Source organism: Sphingomonas natans (genome assembly GCF_030546695.1).
Lineage (GTDB): Bacteria > Pseudomonadota > Alphaproteobacteria > Sphingomonadales > Sphingomonadaceae > Sphingomonas_I > Sphingomonas_I natans.
Genome location: NZ_JAUOTP010000002.1, coordinates 408,087 through 426,976, shown reverse-complemented (window position 1 = coordinate 426,976; position 18,890 = coordinate 408,087). Strand labels below are relative to the sequence as shown.

The following is an 18,890-nucleotide window of genomic DNA, read 5'->3' as shown; positions in this document are numbered from 1 at the left end:
AGAACAGTTCTCGACGGACGCTTCTCGACTTCGCTCGAAGCTGCTCGAACCGAACGGGGTTGGAGGGGTGGAAATCACTCATGCGCGCGGCCGAAATCGGGGCGGGCATCGTCCTGACCCTGCTCGATGATCGAGCGGCGGATCGCGCGGGTCTTCGTGAACAGATCGAACAGGGCATCGCCGTCGCCCCAGCGGATCGCGCGCTGGAGCATCGTCACGTCCTCGGTCAGGCGCTGGAGGATTTCCAGCACAGCTTCGCGATTGTTGAGGAACACGTCGCGCCACATCACCGGATCGGAGGCGGCGATGCGCGTGAAATCGCGGAAGCCGCCGGCCGAATATTTGATCACCTCGCTCTGCGTGACTTCTTCCAGATCGGACGCGGTGCCGACGATCGAGTAAGCGATCAGGTGCGGCACGTGGCTGGTCACGGCGAGGACGAGATCGTGGTGGCGCGCGTCCATGATCTCGACCTGCGCGCCCAAAGACTCCCAGAAAGTGGAGATGCGCATGACCGCGGTCGGATTGGTGTCGCCCTCGGGCGTCAGGATGCACCAGCGGCCCTTGAAGAGCGTCGCGAAGCCCGAATCGGGGCCCGAATGCTCGGTGCCGGCGACCGGGTGGCCGGGGACGACGATATTGTTCGGCAGCGCCTGGCGGATCGCGGTGGCGACCGAGACCTTGGCGCCGCCGACATCGCTGACGATCGCCTCTGCGGGCACATCCTCGGCGATCGACTGGGCGGCGGCGCCCATCGCGCCGACGGGGACGCAGAGCATGACGAGATCGGCATCGATCGCGGCGGTGCCGGCGGTGTCGGCGATATCGTCGCACAGATCGATCGCGCGGGCGCGGGCGCGGACGGCGGGATCGGCATCATAGCCCGTGACGCGCACCGTCGGCATCGTCGCGCGGATGCCGCGCGCGATCGACGAACCGATTAGCCCGAGCCCGAGGATCGTGACGCGCGCGAAGGGCAGCATCAGGCGCCGACCTCGTCGATCATTTCGCGCAGGCCGGCGACGACCGCGCGCATCGCCGCTTCCTCGCCGATCGTGATGCGCAGCGCGTTCGGGAGACCCTGTCCGGGCAGCCAGCGCGTCGCGAGCCCGCGCGCCATCAGCCCGTTGTAGGCGGTCTCGGCCGAGAGCGGGCCTTCGAACAGGACAAGCATGAAATTCGCCTTGCTCGGCACGGCGCGGACGCCGGCATTGCCGAGGCTGGCAATCTGGTCGGCGAACCAGCTGCGCCAGCGATCATTGTGCGCCTTGCTCGCGGTCAGGAAATCCCTGTCGCCGAGCGCCGCGATCGCCGCATCTAGTCCGGCGGTGGCGACGTTGAACGGTGCGCGGATGCGCTGCATTGCCTCGATCACCGGCGCCGGGCCATAGCCCCAGCCGATGCGGCCCGCCGCCAGCCCGAAAATCTTCGAGAAGGTGCGCGTGACGATGACATTGGGCTGGGTGCGCGCCAGTTCGAGGCCGCCATCCTCGTCCTCGGCATCGAGATATTCGGTATAGGCCTGGTCGACGACGAGCAGGCAATCGGCCGGGAGCCCCGCATGCAGCCGGGCGAGCTCGGCGCGCGACGTGTAAGTGCCGGTCGGGTTGTTCGGATTGGCGACGAACACGACGCGCGTCCGCTCGGTGACGGCGGCGAGCAGCGCATCGACATCGGTCGCATAATCCCTGTCGGGCGCCTCGACCGGCACCGCGCCGACGCGGCGCGCGGCGATCGGATAGACGGAGAAACCGTAGCGGACGTAGAGGACCTCGTCACCAAGCCCGGCGAAGGCGCCGGTGGCGAGGTGAAGCACCTCGTCCGATCCGGTGCCGTGGACGATGCGCTCGGACTCCAGCCCGTAATGCGCGCCGATCGCCTCGCGCAGCGCGACCGCGGCGCCGTCTGGGTAGATTTCGAGCGCGGAGGCGGCGTCCGCGAAGGCGGCGCGCGCAAGCGGGCTCGTGCCGAGCGGATTCTCGTTGGACGAGAGCTTGGTCACCTTGCGGCCATCGTCGGTCGTCGCGCGGCCGGGCACATAGGGTGCGATCGCGGCGATCCAGGGCTTGGGCGTGGGGGCGTTCATAAGCAGGCTTCGTTTCTTGCCCACCGCTCATCCTGAGGAGGGACTGAGCTTCAGGCGAAGGCCCGTCTCGAAGGATCCCCTTCGACTGCCTGCCAAGGCAGTCGCTCAGGACGGGCTTCGAGAGCCATTTCGACTTCGCTCAATGGCTCCTCAGGATGAGCGGAGGAGGAATGGCGGTAAGGAGGCAGCGCCTTAGAGCAGGCCGGCCGAAAACCCAACCCGCCGCCTTTGTTGACAGCAAAGAGCCTCCGACCTAGCCGCGCCCGATGCTCGCGGCGCCTGCCCTCGACGATCGACGCTTCGGCCTCAACCGGCGCGTGACGCTGCCCGGCCCGCTGACGCTGGACGGCGGCGCCAGCCTGTCGCAGATCGAGATCGCCTACGAGACCTATGGCACGCTCGATGCGGACGGCGCGAACGCGGTCCTGATCTGCCATGCGCTGACCGGCGACCAGCATGTCGCCTCGGCGCATCCGCGCACGGGCAAGCCGGGCTGGTGGACGCGGATGGTGGGCGAAGGCAAGCCGATCGATCCGGCGCGGCACTTCATCGTCTGCGCCAACGTGCTGGGCTCCTGCATGGGCACGTCGGGGCCGGCCTCGATCGATCCGGCGACGGGCGTGCCCTTCGCGATGCGCTTCCCGGTCATCACGCTGCGCGACATGGTGCGCGCGCAGGCGCTGCTGCTCGATCATCTCGGCATCTGGAACCTCGCCGCCGTCGTCGGCGGATCGATGGGGGGGATGCAGGTGCTGGAATGGGCAGCGACCTACCCGGCGCGCGTCCGCTCGGCGGTCGTGATCGCCAGCGCGGCGCGGCATTCGGCGCAGAATATCGCCTTCCACGAAGTGGGCCGGCAGGCGGTGATGGCCGATCCCAACTGGCGCGGCGGCCAATATTACGAGAGCAAGGAAGGGCCGTCGGCAGGGCTCGCGGTCGCGCGGATGGCGGCGCACATCACCTATCTCTCGGAAGCCGGGCTGACCGACAAGTTCGGGCGGCGGCTGCAGGCGCGCGAGAGCAAGACGTTCGGCTTCGACGCGGATTTCCAGGTGGAGAGCTATCTGCGCCACCAAGGGCTGAGCTTCGTCGATCGCTTCGACGCCAACTCCTATCTCTACATCACGCGCGCGATGGACTATTTCGATCTCGCCGAGGAGCATGGCGGGCGGCTCGCCGATGCGTTCCGCGGTTCGAAGACGCGCTTCTGCCTCGTCAGCTTCGACAGCGACTGGCTGTATCCGACCGCCGAATCGCGTGCGATCGTCCATGCGCTCAATGCCTCGGGCGCGGCGGCGAGCTTCGTCGAGCTGTCGGCGCCGTTCGGGCATGACAGTTTCCTGCTCGACGTGCCGGAGCTGTTCCGCGTCGTCGACGGCTTCTTGCGGGCGGCGGCATGAGCGACATCGAGATCAGCGACGACAAGGACCGGCTGGATATCGGGCGGATCCATGGCTGGCTCGCGTCGAGCTACTGGTCGCCGGGAATCGCGCGTGAGCGGGTGGAGAAGGCGATCGCCGGATCGCACTGCGTCGGCGCCTATCGGGACGGCCGGCAAGTCGGCTTCGCGCGGATGATCACCGATCATGCGACCTTCGCGTGGCTGGCCGATGTGTGGGTCGACGAAGCCGGGCGGGGGCAGGGTCTCGGACGGGCGATGGTCCAGTGGTTTCTCGACCATCCCGATTTCCAGGGGATCCGGCGGCTGGCGCTGTCGACGCGTGACGCGCACGGCGTCTATGCCAAGCTCGGCTATCATGCGCCGATCCGGCCGGATTTCTACATGGAGCGGATCGATCCCGCTTTCCTGAATACCCTCAAAAATTCGGCATGAGCCTGCGTCCCGATCTCGCGATCATCGCCGACCATGTCGATCAGGGCTCGCGCGTGCTCGACATCGGCTGCGGGGACGGCGAGCTGATGGCGAGCCTGCGCGATCTGCGCGGGGCGGACGTGCGCGGGGTGGAGCTGGATGCGCGCAACGTCTCGTCCGCGGTCGCGCGCGGGCTGTCGGTGGTGCAGGGCGATGTCGAGACCGACCTCGCTTATTATCCCGACAAGGCGTTCGATTATGCGATCCTGAGCCAGACGCTGCAGACCGCGCGCTCGCCCGATCGAGTGCTGTCGGAGCTGCTGCGGATCGGGGCGCGCGTGTTCGTCTCGTTCCCGAATTTCGGCTACTGGCGGGTGCGGGCCTCGTTCCTGTTCGGCGGGCGGATGCCGGTGACGCCGGCGCTGCCGGTGAGCTGGTACGAGACCGAGAATATCCACCAGCTGACGATCGACGACTTCCGCGCCTTCATCGCCGAGCGGGGCGTGATCGTGGAGGGGGAGTGGTTCCTGTCGGGGGCGCGCAGCGTCACCGGCGGGGCGGCGAACCTGCGCGCCGAACACGCGGTGTTTCTGCTGCGGAAATAGGCTTTTAAGCCAACACCGCTCATCCTGAGGAGCCATTGAGCTTGTCGAAATGCGTCTCGAAGGACGGATGGGACGGTGCGGGTCCTTCGAGACGGGCCTTCGACTTCGCTCAGTCCCTCCTCAGGATGAGCGGTGGGGATGAGCGGTCGGGGTGCTAGCCCCGCAGCTTCGCGCCGGCCTTCGCAGCCGCCGCGACGATCTTCGCCGAGATCGCCTGCAGCTCCGCATCGGTGAAGCTCTTCTCGCCCGGCTGGAGCGTGACCGCCACCGCCAGCGACGCTTCGTCCTCGGCCAGCCCTGCGCCTCCGAAGATGTCGAACAGGGCGACATCGACGATCGCCGCCTTGTCCGCGCCGCGGATCGCGCGGAGCAGGCTGTCGGCGGGGAGGGTGCGGGGGGCGACGAAGGCGAAGTCGCGGGTGACGGCCTGGAGCGCAGGCGGGGCGAAGGCCGGGCGCATGCGGCCGCTCTCGCGGCGCGCCGGGATCGCGTCGAGATAGATTTCGGCGGCCACCGCCGGCCCGTCGAGGTCGAGCGTCTTGAGGAGGGACGGATGCAGCTCGCCCAACTCGGCGAGAATCGTCTTCGGACCCAGACGGAGCGAGGCCGAGCGGCCGGGATGCCAGATGGGGGCGGTCGCCTCCATCACCTGCAGGCGATCGGCGGGCGCGCCGGCGGCGGTGAGCAAAGCGACGACCTCGGCCTTGGCATCGAGCGCGTCGAAGCCGGTCGCCTTGCCCGAGCGCCAATCGCGCGCGGCGCGATCGCCGACGAGGAGGAGGCCCAGAGTTGGGCGCTCGCCGTCCTTCAGATAGCGGCGGCCGATCTCGAACAGGCGGACGCTGGAGGCGCCGCGTGCGCGGTTGCGGCGCGCGGCGGCGGCGAGGCCGGGGAGCATCGACGGCCGCATCGCCTTCATGTCGGCGCTGATCGGATTCGCCAGCGTCCAGGCGGCGCCGCCGAAAGCATCGGCGTCGGCTTCGGACAGGAAGCTCCAGGTGATCGCCTCGTCGAGACCGCGCGCGGCGGCCGCACGGCGCATCGCGCGCTCCAGCTTCTGCTCGGGCGTCGCGGTCGGGCGGGCGACGCCGTCGGCGCGGGGGAGCGCGACGGAGGGCACGCTGTCGAGGCCTTCGATGCGGACGATCTCCTCGACGATGTCGGCGACGCCGTCGACGTCGCGGCGCCAGCTCGGCACGCTGAGCGTCCAGGAGCCGTCGATGCCGAAGCCCAAGCTCTGCAGGATCGCGCGCTGGCGATCGGCGGGGACCTCGATCCCGGCGATACGCTGCGTGGCGGCGGGATCGTAGCGGAAGGTATGGCGGCCGAGCGGGGGTTCGCCCGCCTCGATCGCCTGCGTCGGCTTGCCGCCGCAGATTTCGGTGACGAGGCGCGTGGCGATGGCGAGGCCGTCGGCGAGGAAGGCGGGATCGACGCCGCGCTCGAACCGCGCGCGTGCGTCGCTGGTGAGCCCCAGCTTGCCGCCGGTGCGCGCGATCGCCTCGGGCGTGAAATAGGCGCATTCGATGAGCACGTCGGTCGTCGCCTCGGACGCGCCCGAATGCTCGCCGCCCATGATGCCGCCGATATCGTGGACGTGCACGTCATCGGCGATGACGGTCATCGTCTCGTCGAGCGTGTAGCTCTTGCCGTTGAGCGCGAGCACGCTCTCGCCGGCCGTCGCCTTGCGCGCGACGAGGCCACCGGTCAGCTTGGCGAGATCGTAGACGTGGAGCGGGCGGCCGAGATCGAACATTACATAATTGGTGATGTCGACGAGCGCCGAGATCGGGCGCTGGCCGACGCTCAGCAGGCGGCGCTGCATCCAATCGGGCGAGGCGCCATTGGTGACGCCGAGCACGGCGCGCGCGAAGAAGGCCGGGCAGCCTTCGGGATCGAGCGTGGCGATCCCCAGCGGTGCGGGCGTCTTGGCCTTGATCGCCGGCACGTCGAGCGGCTTGAGCTTGCCCAGGCCCGCGGCGGCCAGATCGCGGGCGATGCCGCGCACGCCCATGCAATCCTGGCGATTGGGCGTGATCGCGACATCGACGACCGGATCGGCAAGGCCGGCATGTTCGGCATAGAGCGTGCCGATCGGCGCGTCCGCGGGCAGCTCGACGATGCCGTCGTGGCTTTCGCCCAGCTCCAGCTCGCGCAAGGAGCACATCATGCCGTTCGATTCGACGCCGCGGATCGCGGCGACGCGCAGCTCCATGCCGTTGGAGGGCACGATCGCACCCGGCTGGCCGAAGATGCCGACGAGGCCCGCGCGCGCATTGGGCGCGCCGCAGACGACCTGCAGCGGAGTCCCGTCGCCCGAATCGACCGTGAGCACCTGGAGCTTGTCGGCCTGCGGGTGCGGGGCGGCGGTGAGGATGCGCGCGATCCGGAAGCCGCCAAGCTTGGCCGACGGATCCTCGACGCCCTCGACCTCGAGGCCGATGCGGGTCAGCGCGTCGACGATCTGATCGAGGCTCGCCTCGGTCTCGAGATGATCCTTCAGCCAGGAGAGCGAGACCTTCATGCGCCGACTCCCGCGCTGAGCGTGGGAATGTCGAGCGCGCGGAACCCGTAATGGCGCAGCCAGCGCAGATCGCCGTCGAAGAACGGGCGCAGATCGTCCATCCCGTATTTGAGCATGGCGAGGCGATCGATGCCGCAGCCGAAGGCGAAGCCCTGCCACTCGGCCGGGTCGAGCCCGACCGCGGTGATGACCTTGGAATGGACCATGCCCGAGCCGAGCACCTCCATCCAGCCGCCATTGGGACCGGTCGGATCGCCGCCGATCACGCGGCGGCCCTTCTCGACCGAATAGCCGACATCGACCTCCACGGACGGTTCAGTGAACGGGAAGTAGGACGGGCGCAGGCGCAGGACGATGTCGTCGCGCTCGAAGAAGGCCTTGAGAAAGGTCTCCAGCGTCCAGCGCAGATGCCCCAGATGGATGCCGCGATCGATGACGAGGCCCTCGACCTGGTGGAACATCGGCGTGTGCGTGGCATCGCTGTCCGAGCGATAGACGCGGCCCGGCGCGATGATGCGGATCGGCGGCGGCGTCTGCGTCATCGCCCGGATCTGGACGGGCGAGGTGTGCGTGCGAAGCAACATCTTCCGATCCTCGGCATCGACGTCGGGGAAATAGAAGGTGTCGTGCATCGCGCGCGCCGGATGCGTCTCGGGAATGTTGAGCGCGGTGAAATTGTGCCAGTCGTCCTCGATCTCGGGACCGGTGGCGACCGCGAAGCCGAGATCGGCGAAGATCTCGGCGAGCTCGTCCATCACCTGGCTGACCGGGTGGATCGAGCCTTGCGGGGTGGCGGCGACGGGGAGCGTCATGTCGAGCCGCTCGGAGGCCAGGCGCGCATCGAGCGCGGCGCCGTCCAGCGCGGCCTTCCGCGCCGCGATCGCATCGGCGACGGCGGTGCGCAGGCTTTGGATCGCAGGCGCCTTTTCCTGCCGCTCCTCGGGCGACATCGCCCCGAGCGTCTTCAGGAGCGCGGTGATCGAGCCCGATTTGCCGAGCGCCGAAATGCGGATCGCCTCGAGCGATTCGGCGTCGGGCGCGGCGGCGATGGCGCCGACGAGCTCGGCCTGCTGGGTCTCGGTATCGGTCATGAGGATGTGCTGGCCCTGTTCGCGCGTGCCTTAGGCGACGGGGGTGACAAAAGAAAAGGGCGCGGGAGCCTTTCGGCCGCCGCGCCCTTCTGGAAGGCTCAGGTTGCAGGCTTACGCCGCGACCCGCGCTCCTTCCGGCAGAGCCGCCTTGGCCTGCGCGATGATGGCGCTAAACGTGCCGGCATCGTTCATCGCCAGATCCGCAAGGATCTTCCGATCAAGATCGACGCCTGCCAGCTTCAGGCCGTGCATGAACACGCCATAGGTGAGGCCCTCGACGCGGACCGCGGCGTTGATGCGCTGGATCCAGAGGCCCCGGAACGTGCGCTTCTTCACCTTACGATCGCGGTAAGCGTACTGCCCCGCTTTCTCCACCGCCTGGCGGGCGATGCGGATCGTGTTCTTACGACGGCCGTAATAGCCCTTTGCATCCTCGAGGATGCGCTTGTGCTTTGCGTGCGTTGTTACGCCGCGCTTGACGCGTGCCATATCCCGCTACTCCTTACTTGAGGCCGTAGGGCGCCCAGCGCTTCACCGCTGCCGTATCGGCATGGGCGAGCACGGAGGTACCGCGGTTCTGGCGAATATACTTTGCGTTGTGGCTCATCAGCCGGTGGCGCTTGCCGGCGACACCGTGCTTCAGCAGACCGGTGGCGGTGAGCTTGAAGCGTTTCTTGACGCCGCTCTTCGTCTTCAGCTTGGGCATTTTCGTCTCCTTGTCGAGGCGATCAGGAACGGCCACGGCAGCCCACACTGGCCGGGCAGTTCTCGCGATAATCGCTTGGAAGCCGGCGCCTATAGGTGAGCCGTCCGAGATTCGCAACCGGAACCGGGGCCGGTTCCGGATGTTGGAGCCGGAATGACCGATATTGCCAGCCATCCGTCCATCGGGGACGATCCGCGCATCGTTCACCCCGCGCCCGTCCGCCGCGACCCGGTCAAGACCGCGATCGCCTCGGTCGTGTCGGTCCTGGCGACCCTCTTCGGGCTGCTGTTCCTCGCCTGGCTGGTGCTGTTCGTCACCAAGGGCCGCTTTCTCAAGCACACGTTCGAGAAGGTCGCGAGCAAATATATGGAGCGCGACATCCGTGTCGCGGGCGACTTCAATTTCTATTTCGATCCCATCGACATGAAATTCCTCGCCGAGGGGATGACCGTCTCGAATCCCGAATGGGCGAAGAAGCCGAACCTGTTCTCGTCCAAGCTGATCGACACGCGGATCGAGACGCTGCCGCTGATCTTCGGCAAGAAGCAGATCGAGTGGCTCAATCTCGAAAATGGCGCGATCGACCTGGAATGGGACAAGGCGCACAAGAAGAATAGCTGGACCTTCGCGGGCGACACGCCCTTCCAGATGCCGCTGATCCGCCGCGCCTCGGTCGCGGGGACCGGCGTCCATTATGACGATGCGGCGATGCGGATCTTCGCAGACGTCCGATTCGCGGCGATCGACGCCCAGAACAGCAAGTTCGCGAGCAACATCCGCTTCGACGGCGAAGGCACCGCGCGCGGCATTCCGTTCACGCTCAACGGCAGCCAGACCTCGCCCAACGAAGTGCTCGCGGGCGGGCGCAACCAGTTCGAATTGCATGCGCGTGCCGCCAAGACGAGCCTCGACGTGTCGGGCACGCTGCCGGGCGCGACGGTCATCGAGGGCGCCGACCTTTCGGTGCGCGTGCGCGGCCAGAATATCCGCAACCTGTTCGATCTGGCGGGCATTGCCGTGCCCGATACGCGCGCTTACTCGCTGCGCTCGCACCTGACCAAGGAAGGCCAGGACTACAAGTTCACGAAGATCGCCGGCAGCTACGGCAATAGCGACATCGGCGGCGCGATGACCGTGACCGTACCGCGCAGCGGGACGGACGAGCGGCTGTTCCTCGCCGCCGACCTCGCCTCGAAGCGCGTCGACATGATCGATATCGGGCCGTTCATCGGCTATAATCCGAACGCGCTGGCGACGCAGGGCGCGACCGCGGCGGCGACCACGCAGGGCCCGCGCGGCGCCTATCCGCGGATCCTGCCCGATGCGCCGCTGCGCGTGGACGCGATCAAGGCGTTCGATGCCAAGGTCACCTACAAGGTGGCGGACATCAAGCAGCCGTTCGTGCCGATCTCGAACATCGTGCTGGGGCTCGATCTCGATCGCTCGCTGCTGAAGCTCTCGCCGCTCAATTTCGACATGGCCGGCGGCCACGTCGACAGCGACATCGCGATCGACGCGCGCAAGCCGGCGGTGTTCACCGATTACGACATCCGCATGTCGCCGACGCCGATGGGCAAATTGCTCGCCAAGTTCGGCGTCGACAATGGCGGCACGACGGGCACGATCAAGGCGCGCGTCAAGATGAGCGGGACCGGCGATACGGTGCGCCAGTCGCTCGCGACGTCGAACGGCCGCATCGCCGTGATCCTGCCGCGCGGCACCTTCTGGACGAGCTACACCCAGCTCTCCGAATTCGACATCGGCACCTTCGTCCAGAAGATGTTCGAGAAGAAATTGAAGGAGCCGGTGCAGATCAATTGCGGGCTGATCGGCTTCACCGTGCGCGACGGCATCGCCGCCGCCGATCCGGTGCTGATCGACACGAGCAAGAACGTGATGACCGCCAAGGGCGGCTTCAGCTTCCGCGACGAATCGATGAGCCTCGCCTTCCGCGCCGACGCGAAGAAGTTCAGCCTGTTCTCGGGCCAGTCGCCCGTCGGCATCGGCGGCCATTTCGCGGCGCCGGCGATCCAGATCGTGACGCCCGAGCTGCTGCTGCGCGGCGGGGTCGGCGTGGCGCTGGGCGTCGCGGCGGGGCCGGTGGGCGCGATGCTTGCCTTCGTCGATCCGGGCGATGCCAAGAATGCGGCGTGCGGCCCGGTGCTGGCGGGTGCCACCGCCTCCGCCCAGCGGACCGACAAGGGCAAGGCGCGCAAGGATATCGGCGGCGGCAAGAGCGCGGACGTTCAGGCCGAGAAGAGCAAGAAGCCGATCAAGCTGAAGCTGTGATCGGGGTGCCTAGATCGTCAGTGCGGCGATCGCGGCCTCGATCAGCGCCGCGTCGCCCGCGGCGATGACCCGCCCGTCGCTGGCGCGGCCGAGCGGCTCGCCGGCCCAGTCGGTCATCCGTCCGCCCGCGCCCTCGACGACCGGAACCAGGGCCGCGAAATCATAGAGCTTGAGCCCGGCCTCGACGACGAGATCGAGATGGCCCGATGCGACGAGCCCGTAATTGTAGCAATCGCCGCCCCAGATCGTGTCGCGCACCTGGCCGCGCAGCGAATCGAAGCCGGGCTGATCGGCGGCGGGGAAGAGGTTGGGGGCGGTCGTGCCGAGATGCGCCCTGGCGAGCGTCGTGCAGGTGCGCGTGGCCGCGGGTGCGCCGTTGAACAAAGTCGGGCGCCCTGCCGCACCCAGCCAGCGCTCGCGCGCGATCGGCTGGTCGATCAGGCCGAGGATCGGGCGGTCCTCCTCCAGCAGGGCGATGAGCGTGCCGAACAACGGACGCCCGGCGAGGAAGGCGCGCGTGCCGTCGATCGGATCGATCACCCACTGGCGCGCGGCGTCCTCGCGCACCGTGCCATATTCCTCGCCGATGATGCCGTCGTCGGGCCGCTCTATCTCCAGAATGGCGCGGATCGCCGCCTCGGCGGCGCGATCGGCCTGGGTGACGGGCGAATCGTCGGGCTTGGTCTCGACCGTGAAGCGCGCGCGGAAGAAGGGGCGGATCGCCGCGCCGGCGGCATCGGCCAGGCGCTCGATCAAAAGGATGTCGGCATCGGTCATGCAGCGGGGCGTAGCGCCACGCGCGTGCGGGGAACATCCCCGGCCTGCCGCCATCCCATATTTGACTCCGCCGTTCCGCTGGCACACCATCCTCACAGGAGAACATATCGGAGATGACGATATGCGGCTTTCCCTGCCTTTATTATGTGCGACGGCTTTGTTCTTCACGGGCAGCGCGCAAGCCACGCTGATCGTTTCCGGCGACAGCAACATCTTCAGCAGCATCGCTGACAATCCGGCCAATCTGCAGTTCCTGAAGAATATCGCGGGATCGTCGCCGATCCTTGTCCAGAACAGCAGCTGGACCGACATCGGCTATGTCGGCGCGCAAACCGCCGGCTACTGGAACATGATCGGCTATTCCGCGGCCTCGATCGGCACGTTCGCCGAAGTGACGGACGCCGATCTGGCCGGAAAGAGCCTGTATCTCGCCTTCGCCCCGTACAATGCCTTCACCACTGCGGAGATTGGCGCGATGAGCCGCTATCTGGCCCGCGGCGGCACGATCCTGATCACCGGCGAGAATGGCAGCCTTTCGACGCTCAACAACTATGTGAACGATGCGCTGGCGGCGCTGGGCAGCGGCATGCGGCTGTCGAACACCGTCTCGGAAGGCGGCTATCGGACCGCCGATATCGTGACCGCCAATGCGATCACGGCCGGCACGGCCGGGCTGGAATATGCCGGTCCCTCGAAGGTGACGGGGGGAACCGGCCTCTATGCGAGCCGGGTGGACGGAGGCGTGATCATGGCCTTCGAGGACAGCGCCGCGGTGCCGGAGCCGGCAACATGGGGGATGATGGTCGCCGGATTCGGGCTGATCGGACATGGCTTGCGTCGCCGACGCGCGACGGCGATGGGCCGCGCCCGCGGCTGACGCCGCGCTCAGTCGAAGAGCGAGGAGACAGAGCTTTCATCGGCGATGCGACGGATCGCCTCGGCGAGCAGGGGCGCGATCGAGTTGACGCGGATCTTCTTCGCGCCGGCGACCGCCTCGTTGGGCGCGATCGTATCGGTGATGACGAGTTCGCGCAGCGCCGATCCCTCGACCCGCGCGACCGCGCCGCCCGACAGGACGCCGTGGCTGACATAAGCGACGACATCCTCCGCGCCCGCATCGCGCAGCGCGGCGGCGGCGTTGCAGAGCGTGCCCGCCGAATCGACGATGTCGTCGATCAGGACGCAGAAGCGGCCCGAGACGTCGCCGATGATGTTCATGACCTCGCTCTCGCCGGCGCGCTCGCGGCGCTTGTCGACGATCGCCAGGGGCGCATTGTTGAGGCGCTTGGCGAGCGCGCGGGCGCGGACGACGCCGCCGACGTCGGGCGAGACGACCATCAGGTTCCGGTCGCCGAAGCGCGCCTTGATATCCTCGGACATGACCGGCGCGGCATAGAGATTGTCGGTCGGGATATCGAAGAAGCCCTGAATCTGGCCGGCGTGGAGATCGACCGAGAGGACGCGGTTGGCGCCGGCGGCGGTGATCAGATTGGCGACGAGCTTGGCCGAAATCGGCGTGCGGGGGCCGGGCTTCCGATCCTGGCGGGCATAGCCGAAATAGGGGACGACGGCGGTGATGCGGCGGGCCGAGGCGCGGCGCAGCGCATCGATGCAGATCAGCAATTCCATGAGATTGTCGTTGGCCGGATAGCCGGTCGACTGGATCACGAACACGTCCTCGCCGCGGACATTCTCGTGGATCTCGACGAACACCTCCTCGTCGGCGAAGCGACGGACCGAGGCTTCGGTCAGCGGGTTTTCGAGATAGTCGGCGATCGCCCGCGCAAGCGGCCGGTTCGCGTTGCCGGTCATCAACTTCATGCCGCGTGCCCCTGAAACTTGCGGCCGCTCATAGTCGCGAGGCGCCGTTTGGCAATCTCGTTACAGCCAGCCGCGCGATCGGAGGAGCGCGACGCTGTCGCGCGCGACGGGAACTTCGAGCCCGTTGGAGAGGGTCAGCAGCGTCGCGCGCTCGCGCCGCAGCGTCGCCGCGACGGCCGTGCGCGCGACCCACCAGCTGCGGTGGACGCGCTCGCCCTCGACCCCGCCAACCTCGGTCACCGCGTCGCGCATCCGCATCAGGATGAGCGTCGAGCCGAGCGTGGTGTGCGCGCGGACATAATGGTCCTCCATCTCCAGGCAGAGCAGGTCGCGGCAGAGATGGGGCGGGAGGCGATCGAGGAAGGCGGGCGGCGCGGCGGGGAGCGGAGCAGGTTCGGTAGGCGCCGCGAGGGAGATGGGCGGGGCGTACGAGGCGGGTGCAGGCGTGCGGGCGAAGAGGAGGAACTGGATCGCGGTCGCCAGCCCCCCGACGAGCAGGACGTACGGGTAGCTTTCCGTGAGCGCGGCAGGCTCCAGGCCCTGACCGAACAGAACGGCGACCATCAGCGTCACTGGGACCGCCGCGACGATGCAGGCCAGAGCGATGGCGAGCGCCAGCGGCAGATGCGCCTGCTCCGCGAGCGACCGGCCCGCGCCGATCACGGGGCGGAAGCAGGCATAGCCGCCGATCGCCATCACCAGCCACATGCCAACGCGCGCGGCGACGGGCATCGCGAAGGTCCCGAACGGGCCGAGCAGGCCGAGAACGAGCCCCAGCCCGGCCATGACCAGCAGTTCGGCAGAAATGTCGCGCACGCTCGCCATCTCAGACATCGTACCATCGGCGCTTCGCGAATTGTACATCTGCCTGGCCCGCGAAGGGCGAAGCCCGATCGACGCAGACGCGGTTGAGGACGAGGCGGGATCGATCAGGACGGGGCGATCAAGGAGCCCCGTCATGACCAGCCTCGTCGCACCGATGCCTTACCCCACGATCCCGACCACGCCGCGCCGGCTCATCGCGCTCGGCGCCGGGCTTGTCAGCCTGCTGCTGATATCGGCCGCCGCCCGCCATTTCGCGCTCGGGTCGCCGACAACGGATATCGCGACGCTCTGGCTGCCGCTCCATCTCGCCACGGCGATCCCCGCCATCCCGCTCGGCGCGTGGGTGCTGCTGCGGCGCAAGGGCGATCGGCTGCACAAGCGGCTCGGCAGGCTGTGGGCGGTGCTGATGATGCTCGCGGCGCTGACCAGCTTCGGGCTGACCGGCATGCTCGGACATCTGGGACCTATCCATATATTGTCGTTGATGGTCGTGATCGGCGTGCCGCGCGCGATCCGGTCCGCGCGCCGGGGCCGGATCGCGGGGCATGTTCGCGGCATGACGATCGTCTATGGCAGCACCGTGCTGGCGGGACTGTTCGCCTTCCTGCCGGGGCTTATGCTGGGGCTGTGGCTGTTCGGGTGAAGGGGGATCGGGATGACGCTCCATACGTGGTGGCTGTTCGTGGTCGCGGTCGTGTTGCTGTCGGGGACGCCCGGCCCGAACATGCTCCACATCCTGTCGCGCAGCGTCGAGATGGGGATGAAGCGCAGCGTCGCGGCGATGGCCGGGTGCCTGACGGCGGTCGTGACCGTGCTCGCGGCATCGGCGGCGGGGCTGGCGACGTTGCTGCTGGCCGTGCCCGGCGCGTTCACGGTGCTACGCTACGCGGGCATGGCCTATCTGATCTTCCTCGGCATCAAGGCGTGGCGCAGCGAGGTCGCGCCGCTGGATGTCGAGAGCGCACCGCTTCGGCCGAGCGTATCGGCGGCGGCCATCTTCCGGGGCGGATTCGCGATCGGAATCAGCAATCCCAAGCTGATCCTGTTCGCGGCGGCCTTCCTGCCCCAGTTCGTCACGCCGGCCGCGCCGCAGGTCCCGCAATTCGCGATCCTGGTCGCGACCTTCGCGGTCGTCGAGAGCTTCTGGTATGCGGTCTATGCCTTCGGCGGGCGTTCGCTGTCCCGGTATCTGAGCTGTCCGGCGATCAAGCGGGGGTTCAACCGGCTGACGGGGCTGATCTTCGTCGGCTTCGGCCTGGCCCTGTTCAAGGCGAGGCCGGCCTGATCCGGACGATCATGCGGCGGGTGGCAAGCAGGCAGGCGCGCTGGTAAGGCCGCGGCCTGCGAGGGCGACGGGGCGGAATGCACAAGGGACAGGAGCGGATCGGCTATCTCGATGGCCTGAGGGGCATCGCGATCCTGATGACGGCCGCCTGGCATTATCTGGGGCCGATCTATCACATGCACCTGCCCTATGACCGGGCGTTCGAATGGTGGCCGGGGGTCCGTTACGGCTGGGCGGGGGTGAACCTGTTCTTCCTGATCTCGGGCTATGTGATTTTCCTGACGCTGGAGCGCTGCACGGGCTTCGTCGATTTCGCGCTGCGGCGCTGGGTCCGGCTGTTTCCCGGCATGCTCGTCGCCTCGCTCGTCATCTATGCGTGCCGGCTGCCGATGGGCGATGCGATGCCGGGGGGCGATCCCCGGCCGGTGGATCTGCTGCCGGGGCTGACGCTGACCAACCCTTTCTATTTCCACTATTTCGCGCTGCCGGCGCGCTCGCTGGATGGCGCCTTCTGGTCGCTCTATGTCGAGGCGCTCTTCTATGTCGTGATTGGGCTGATGTTCTTCCCATTGGGCTGGGCGCGATCGATCGCCGGGCTGCTGCTGCTGTACGCGTTCAGCCTGATCGTCACGCCGATCGCGATCCAGCTGCACCTTGCCTGGGCGGCCCCGGCGATAAAATTGCTCTATCATGCGGGCCTGCAGAATTTCGGCTGGTTCGCGAGCGGCGCCTTGTTCCTCAAGGCACGCGTGCACAGCGACAAAGGGCTGTTCTGGATGGCGGTGGCGATCGGGCTGTGTTCGGCGTGCACGACGGTGCTACCGGGCGGCATGGAAAAATCGTCGCGCGCCGCGCTCTTCGCCGGGCTGATCCTGTTCGCCGCCGTCCAGCATGTCGGGCTGCTCCAGCGCGCGCTGGAGGCGAAGTGGGTGCTGTGGCTCGGCTTCGTCAGCTACCCTTTCTATCTGATGCACAGCGCGATCGGCGTGGGCCTGATCGCGCGGATCGGCGGGGCGCTGCCCGGATTGCCCGCGATTCTGCTGCCGATCCTCGTGCTCGGCCTCATGCTCGCCCTCGCCTGGGTCGTCGCGGCGAAGATCGAGCCGCCGATCGCGCGACTGCTGCGCCCCGCGACCGACACGCTGCGCCGCCTGCTCGGCGCCGGCGCATCGAGCCAGACGGCGCGCACCTCCGGCACGCCGGCCTGATATGAGCATCACCACCCGCTTCGCCCCGTCGCCGACGGGCCGCCTTCACGTCGGCAATATCCGCGTCGCGCTCCACAATTGGCTGTGGGCGCGCAAGAATGCGGGCTGCTTCCTGCTGCGGCTCGACGATACCGATGCCGAACGATCGACCGAGGAAAATGCCGAAGCGATCCGCGCCGATCTCGCCTGGCTGGGGCTCGTACCCGATGACGAGGTGCGCCAGTCGGATCGGTTCGCGCTCTACGGGCGCGAGTTCGATAGGCTGCGCGCGGCGGGGCGCGTCTATCCGGCCTATGAGAGTGCGCAGGAGCTGGACCTGAAGCGCAAGATCCTCGCCGGGCGCGGACTGCCGCCGATCTACGATCGCGCCGCGCTGGCGCTGGGCGATGCGGAGCGCGCGGCGCTGGAGGCGGACGGGCTGCGGCCGCACTGGCGCTTCAAGCTCGATCATGACGCGCCGATCGTGTGGGAGGATCTGGTCCGCGGCGAGCAACGGATCGATCCGAAGCTGCAGTCCGATCCGGTGATCCGCCGCGAGGATGGCAGCTGGCTCTACATGCTGCCGAGCGTGATCGACGATATCGAGATGGGCGTGACGCACGTTGTGCGCGGCGAGGACCATGTCACCAATACCGGGCTGCAGCTGCAGATGTTCGCAGCCCTTGGAGCGACGCCGCCGACCTTTGCGCACGAGGCCTTGCTGACGGGGAGCGAGGGCAAGCTTTCCAAGCGACTGGGCGCTTTGGGGGCGGATGCGCTGCGCGAGAGCGGGATCGAGCCGCTGGCGCTGGCAGCCTTGCTGGCCAAGATCGGGACGAGCGATCCGGTCGAGCCGGTGGCGGACATGGCGGCTCTGATCGAGGGAATCGACTTTGCGCGATTCGGGCGGGCGCCGGCGCGGTTCGATCTCGACGAGCTGGCCGGGCTCAATGCGCGGACGATCCACCTGATGCCGTTCGCGGCGGTGGCGGACCGGCTGCCGGCGGGGATCGGGGCGGCGGAGTGGGCGGCAATCGCGCCCAACCTTTCGACCGTCGCCGAGGCGGGCGACTGGCTGGCGGTGCTGTCGGGCGCGATCGAGGCGCCGGCGTTCGGCGATGAGGATCGTGATTTCCTGGCAGAGGCGGCAAAGGTCGCCGCATCGCTGGAGTGGGATGTTGACGTCTGGTCGGCGCTGACCGGCGCGCTCAAGGCCGGCAGCGGGCGCAAGGGCAAGGCGCTGTTCCTGCCTTTGCGTCAGGCGCTGACCGGGCAGGATCACGGCCCGGACATGAAGGCGCTTCTGCCGCTCATCGGCAAGGCTTTGGCTGTCGAACGGCTGAGGGCGGCGAGCCGGTAGATCCTCCCCTGCAAGGGGAGGGGGACCAGCCATCGGCTGGTGGAGGGGGAGCTCAGCTGGGCGCTGCGCTGGTGCGGAGCCCCGTCCACCATGCTGCGCATGGTCCCCCTCCCCGTGCCGGGGAGGATCTGCGCGGGCTGGCATCTGCGCTGCCAACCGCTTATCTTGGCGCGCATGGGTTATTTTCCTCGTCCTGCGCCGCCGAAAGAGCTGCTTGCCGATCTGCGCGGCCTTTTCTCCGTGGGCCGGCGCCACAAGCTGGTGTTCGGCGCGATGGCGGTGGGGATGACATCGATCATCATCACCGGCTTCGTCCTCGAATCGCGCCACGGCGTGCTGCCCGGCGCCTCGACGATCTACGCGGCGGACTGGTCCGCGAACCGCACCGATGCGGAGATTATCAAGCAGCAGAAGATCGATCAGAAGGTGGTCGATACCTACAAGGCCGAGAAGCGTCGCCAGTTCCAGAAGGTCGACGATGCGATGACCCGCTGGGGGCTTTGACGCCCGACGCAAGATGG

19 protein-coding genes are annotated in these 18,890 nt (G+C 67.9%); 10 read left to right on the top strand and 9 right to left on the bottom strand.

Features of this window, described 5'->3' with window-relative positions:
- Positions 1-74: 74 nt before the first annotated feature.
- Both Q4F19_RS05800 and hisC read right to left on the bottom strand, forming a co-directional pair.
- Positions 75-983 (bottom strand): prephenate/arogenate dehydrogenase family protein, encoded by a 909-nt coding sequence (locus Q4F19_RS05800; protein WP_303540637.1) that lies wholly within the window; start codon positions 981-983, stop codon positions 75-77.
- Positions 983-2,086 (bottom strand): histidinol-phosphate transaminase, encoded by a 1,104-nt coding sequence (hisC, locus tag Q4F19_RS05795; protein ID WP_303540635.1) that lies wholly within the window; start codon positions 2,084-2,086, stop codon positions 983-985. Before hisC ends, Q4F19_RS05800 begins: the two co-directional genes overlap by 1 nt.
- 266 nt (positions 2,087-2,352) lie before the next feature.
- On the opposite strand from hisC, the gene metX reads away from it, so the two are divergent.
- From metX to metW, 3 genes are read left to right on the top strand one after another with little or no spacing between them, the layout of a single operon-like run.
- On the top strand, positions 2,353-3,486 hold the full coding sequence (metX, locus tag Q4F19_RS05790; RefSeq protein WP_303540633.1) for a homoserine O-acetyltransferase MetX: 1,134 nt from the start codon (positions 2,353-2,355) through the stop codon (positions 3,484-3,486).
- Positions 3,483-3,920, top strand: a complete 438-nt coding sequence (locus Q4F19_RS05785) for a GNAT family N-acetyltransferase (RefSeq protein ID WP_303540631.1) — start codon at positions 3,483-3,485, stop codon at positions 3,918-3,920. Before metX ends, Q4F19_RS05785 begins: the two co-directional genes overlap by 4 nt.
- Positions 3,917-4,504: a methionine biosynthesis protein MetW gene (gene metW / locus Q4F19_RS05780; RefSeq protein ID WP_303540630.1), complete on the top strand. Its 588-nt coding sequence runs from the start codon at positions 3,917-3,919 to the stop codon at positions 4,502-4,504. The genes Q4F19_RS05785 and metW overlap by 4 nt, the downstream gene beginning before the upstream one ends.
- Positions 4,505-4,658: 154 nt before the next feature.
- Here metW and pheT read toward each other — a convergent pair whose 3' ends face one another.
- The 4 genes from pheT to rpmI all read right to left on the bottom strand — a co-directional run bounded on the left by pheT (position 4,659) and on the right by rpmI (position 8,825).
- The gene (pheT, locus tag Q4F19_RS05775; RefSeq protein ID WP_303540628.1) at positions 4,659-7,028 is read right to left on the bottom strand and encodes a phenylalanine--tRNA ligase subunit beta; all 2,370 of its coding nucleotides are present in this window, start codon (positions 7,026-7,028) and stop codon (positions 4,659-4,661) included.
- Positions 7,025-8,119, bottom strand: coding sequence for a phenylalanine--tRNA ligase subunit alpha (pheS, locus tag Q4F19_RS05770; protein WP_303540627.1), 1,095 nt, complete (start codon positions 8,117-8,119; stop codon positions 7,025-7,027). The genes pheT and pheS overlap by 4 nt, the downstream gene beginning before the upstream one ends.
- A gap of 111 nt (positions 8,120-8,230) precedes the next feature.
- Positions 8,231-8,608 (bottom strand): 50S ribosomal protein L20, encoded by a 378-nt coding sequence (gene rplT / locus Q4F19_RS05765; protein ID WP_303540625.1) that lies wholly within the window; start codon positions 8,606-8,608, stop codon positions 8,231-8,233.
- A gap of 13 nt (positions 8,609-8,621) precedes the next feature.
- Positions 8,622-8,825 (bottom strand): 50S ribosomal protein L35, encoded by a 204-nt coding sequence (rpmI, locus tag Q4F19_RS05760; protein ID WP_303540623.1) that lies wholly within the window; start codon positions 8,823-8,825, stop codon positions 8,622-8,624.
- A gap of 153 nt (positions 8,826-8,978) precedes the next feature.
- Here rpmI and Q4F19_RS05755 point away from each other — a divergent pair, with 153 nt between their 5' ends.
- Positions 8,979-11,114 carry an AsmA family protein gene (locus Q4F19_RS05755; protein ID WP_303540621.1) on the top strand — a complete coding sequence of 712 codons (2,136 nt, stop codon included), beginning with the start codon at positions 8,979-8,981 and terminating at the stop codon, positions 11,112-11,114.
- A 9-nt stretch (positions 11,115-11,123) separates the two neighbouring features.
- Here Q4F19_RS05755 and hisN read toward each other — a convergent pair whose 3' ends face one another.
- Positions 11,124-11,891, bottom strand: a complete 768-nt coding sequence (hisN, locus tag Q4F19_RS05750) for a histidinol-phosphatase (protein ID WP_303540620.1) — start codon at positions 11,889-11,891, stop codon at positions 11,124-11,126.
- A 121-nt stretch (positions 11,892-12,012) separates the two neighbouring features.
- Here hisN and Q4F19_RS05745 point away from each other — a divergent pair, with 121 nt between their 5' ends.
- Positions 12,013-12,768: a PEPxxWA-CTERM sorting domain-containing protein gene (locus Q4F19_RS05745; protein ID WP_303540619.1), complete on the top strand. Its 756-nt coding sequence runs from the start codon at positions 12,013-12,015 to the stop codon at positions 12,766-12,768.
- An 8-nt stretch (positions 12,769-12,776) separates the two neighbouring features.
- Here Q4F19_RS05745 and Q4F19_RS05740 read toward each other — a convergent pair whose 3' ends face one another.
- Both Q4F19_RS05740 and Q4F19_RS05735 read right to left on the bottom strand, forming a co-directional pair.
- Positions 12,777-13,712, bottom strand: coding sequence for a ribose-phosphate pyrophosphokinase (locus Q4F19_RS05740; protein ID WP_303540617.1), 936 nt, complete (start codon positions 13,710-13,712; stop codon positions 12,777-12,779).
- A 60-nt stretch (positions 13,713-13,772) separates the two neighbouring features.
- Entirely contained in the window at positions 13,773-14,546 is a 774-nt protein-coding gene (locus tag Q4F19_RS05735; RefSeq protein WP_303540616.1) for a LytTR family DNA-binding domain-containing protein, read from the bottom strand.
- 124 nt (positions 14,547-14,670) lie between these two features.
- On the opposite strand from Q4F19_RS05735, the gene Q4F19_RS05730 reads away from it, so the two are divergent.
- From Q4F19_RS05730 to Q4F19_RS05710, 5 genes are all read left to right on the top strand, one after another.
- Positions 14,671-15,180, top strand: coding sequence for a DUF2306 domain-containing protein (locus tag Q4F19_RS05730; protein WP_303540615.1), 510 nt, complete (start codon positions 14,671-14,673; stop codon positions 15,178-15,180).
- 12 nt (positions 15,181-15,192) lie between these two features.
- Positions 15,193-15,822, top strand: a complete 630-nt coding sequence (locus Q4F19_RS05725) for a LysE family translocator (RefSeq protein WP_303540613.1) — start codon at positions 15,193-15,195, stop codon at positions 15,820-15,822.
- Positions 15,823-15,899: 77 nt separating this feature from the next.
- Complete coding sequence (locus tag Q4F19_RS05720; protein WP_303540612.1) at positions 15,900-17,030, top strand: acyltransferase family protein; 1,131 nt, start codon at positions 15,900-15,902, stop codon at positions 17,028-17,030.
- Position 17,031: 1 nt separating this feature from the next.
- Positions 17,032-18,369, top strand: coding sequence for a glutamate--tRNA ligase (locus Q4F19_RS05715; protein WP_303540611.1), 1,338 nt, complete (start codon positions 17,032-17,034; stop codon positions 18,367-18,369).
- 90 nt (positions 18,370-18,459) lie between these two features.
- Positions 18,460-18,873: a hypothetical protein gene (locus Q4F19_RS05710; RefSeq protein WP_303540610.1), complete on the top strand. Its 414-nt coding sequence runs from the start codon at positions 18,460-18,462 to the stop codon at positions 18,871-18,873.
- Positions 18,874-18,890: the final 17 nt, after the last annotated feature.

Excerpts from the sequence above, each read along its gene's own strand:
- Q4F19_RS05785 (WP_303540631.1), top strand. The coding sequence starts at position 3,483 with ATGAGCGACATCGAGATCAGCGACGACAAGGACCGGCTGGATATCGGG.
- Q4F19_RS05800 (WP_303540637.1), bottom strand. The coding sequence starts at position 983 with ATGCTGCCCTTCGCGCGCGTCACGATCCTCGGGCTCGGGCTAATCGGT.
- metW (WP_303540630.1), top strand. The coding sequence starts at position 3,917 with ATGAGCCTGCGTCCCGATCTCGCGATCATCGCCGACCATGTCGATCAG.
- metX (WP_303540633.1), top strand. The coding sequence starts at position 2,353 with ATGCTCGCGGCGCCTGCCCTCGACGATCGACGCTTCGGCCTCAACCGG.
- rplT (WP_303540625.1), bottom strand. The coding sequence starts at position 8,608 with ATGGCACGCGTCAAGCGCGGCGTAACAACGCACGCAAAGCACAAGCGC.
- Q4F19_RS05715 (WP_303540611.1), top strand. The coding sequence starts at position 17,032 with ATGAGCATCACCACCCGCTTCGCCCCGTCGCCGACGGGCCGCCTTCAC.
- hisN (WP_303540620.1), bottom strand. The coding sequence starts at position 11,891 with ATGACCGATGCCGACATCCTTTTGATCGAGCGCCTGGCCGATGCCGCC.
- rpmI (WP_303540623.1), bottom strand. The coding sequence starts at position 8,825 with ATGCCCAAGCTGAAGACGAAGAGCGGCGTCAAGAAACGCTTCAAGCTC.
- hisC (WP_303540635.1), bottom strand. The coding sequence starts at position 2,086 with ATGAACGCCCCCACGCCCAAGCCCTGGATCGCCGCGATCGCACCCTAT.
- Q4F19_RS05745 (WP_303540619.1), top strand. The coding sequence starts at position 12,013 with ATGCGGCTTTCCCTGCCTTTATTATGTGCGACGGCTTTGTTCTTCACG.
- Q4F19_RS05735 (WP_303540616.1), bottom strand. The coding sequence starts at position 14,546 with ATGTCTGAGATGGCGAGCGTGCGCGACATTTCTGCCGAACTGCTGGTC.
- Q4F19_RS05720 (WP_303540612.1), top strand. The coding sequence starts at position 15,900 with ATGCACAAGGGACAGGAGCGGATCGGCTATCTCGATGGCCTGAGGGGC.
- Q4F19_RS05725 (WP_303540613.1), top strand. The coding sequence starts at position 15,193 with ATGACGCTCCATACGTGGTGGCTGTTCGTGGTCGCGGTCGTGTTGCTG.
- Q4F19_RS05710 (WP_303540610.1), top strand. The coding sequence starts at position 18,460 with ATGCTGCGCATGGTCCCCCTCCCCGTGCCGGGGAGGATCTGCGCGGGC.
- pheS (WP_303540627.1), bottom strand. The coding sequence starts at position 8,119 with ATGACCGATACCGAGACCCAGCAGGCCGAGCTCGTCGGCGCCATCGCC.
- Q4F19_RS05740 (WP_303540617.1), bottom strand. The coding sequence starts at position 13,712 with ATGAAGTTGATGACCGGCAACGCGAACCGGCCGCTTGCGCGGGCGATC.
- pheT (WP_303540628.1), bottom strand. The coding sequence starts at position 7,028 with ATGAAGGTCTCGCTCTCCTGGCTGAAGGATCATCTCGAGACCGAGGCG.
- Q4F19_RS05730 (WP_303540615.1), top strand. The coding sequence starts at position 14,671 with ATGACCAGCCTCGTCGCACCGATGCCTTACCCCACGATCCCGACCACG.
- Q4F19_RS05755 (WP_303540621.1), top strand. The coding sequence starts at position 8,979 with ATGACCGATATTGCCAGCCATCCGTCCATCGGGGACGATCCGCGCATC.